Source organism: Mycobacterium sp. E342 (genome assembly GCF_001667665.1).
Lineage (GTDB): Bacteria > Actinomycetota > Actinomycetes > Mycobacteriales > Mycobacteriaceae > Mycobacterium.
The window spans coordinates 1-1,127 of sequence record NZ_LZJM01000318.1 but is presented as its reverse complement, the minus strand read 5'-3'; the positions used below and the strand labels follow the sequence as shown (position 1 = coordinate 1,127).

The 1,127-nt window shown below is 69.8% G+C and carries 2 pseudogenes; both read right to left on the bottom strand.

Annotated elements, in window-relative coordinates:
• Positions 1-1,065, bottom strand: a pseudogene (locus A5692_RS30290) (condensation domain-containing protein); the annotation flags it as partial.
• Positions 1,040-1,127, bottom strand: a pseudogene (locus A5692_RS30510) (hypothetical protein); the annotation flags it as partial. The pseudogenes A5692_RS30510 and A5692_RS30290, both read right to left, overlap by 26 nt.

The window sequence follows — 1,127 nt, the reverse complement described above, 5'->3', positions numbered from 1 at the left end:
CTCACCCACCCGAAACACCGTCGCACGCAACGGAATCTCCACCGCCAGGTCAAACGAATGGCGCGCCACCGCCTCGACGGCCTCCGCTAGCCGGGCTTCCGGCCACCCGCCGGCATCGACGACGCGCCAGCCGAAATCGAACTGCCCGACCGGGACGACCACTTGTTGCGGGGTCCCGTCGGGCGCGACGAAGATCGTGCGAAGACTTTCATGGCGGGCCACGACGTCGGCGAGCGCGGTCCCGAGCACGTCGGCATCCAGCCGTCCACGCAACCGCAAGGCGACGGCCATGTTGTGCACCGGGGAGGACCCGTGCAGCTGGTCGAGGAACCACAACCGGGACTGGGCAAACGACAACGGCACCCGCGCCGGCCGCGCCCCGGCCGCCACCCGCGGAAGCCGCTCCTCGCCTTCATCCAGGCGGAGCACCAACCGGCGAATGGTCGGCGCCTCGAACAATGCCCGCACCGAGAGGTTGGCGTCCAGAGCGGCGTTCACCGCGGCGACCAGGCGCATGGCCGACAGCGAATCCCCGCCCAGCTCGAAGAACGAGTCATCGACCCCGACCCGGGCAACGCCCAGAACCTTGGCGTAGATGCCGCCCAGGACCTGTTCGGTGAGGGTCGCAGGGGCGCGATAGCCATGACCGGCGTATTCCGGTGCGGGGAGGGCGTGGGTGTCGAGTTTGCCGTTGAGGGTCAGGGGCAGAGCGGGCAGGGGGATGATGGCGGCCGGGATCATGTAGGCGGGGAGCCGCTCGCAAAGGGCGGCGCGCACAAGGTCGGGGTCCGCAGTGCCGGTCAGGTAGGCGACCAGGCGCTTGTCGCCGGGGCGGTCTTCGCGCACGATCACCGCCGCCTGCTCGACCCCGGCCAAATCCGTTAGCGCAGTGTGGATTTCACCCAGTTCGATGCGGTAGCCGCGGACCTTGACCTGCTCGTCGATGCGCCCGAGATACCGCAGTTGGCCATCGGGGCCCCACCAGACCAGATCGCCCGTCCGATACATCCGCGTCCCCGCCCCGCCGAACGGGCAGGCCACGAACCGCGACGCGGTCAATCCAGCTGACCCGGTTGTGCACGTAGAACGCCTGGCCGTCGCGCAGCAACTCGCGCCGCAGCGCCGCC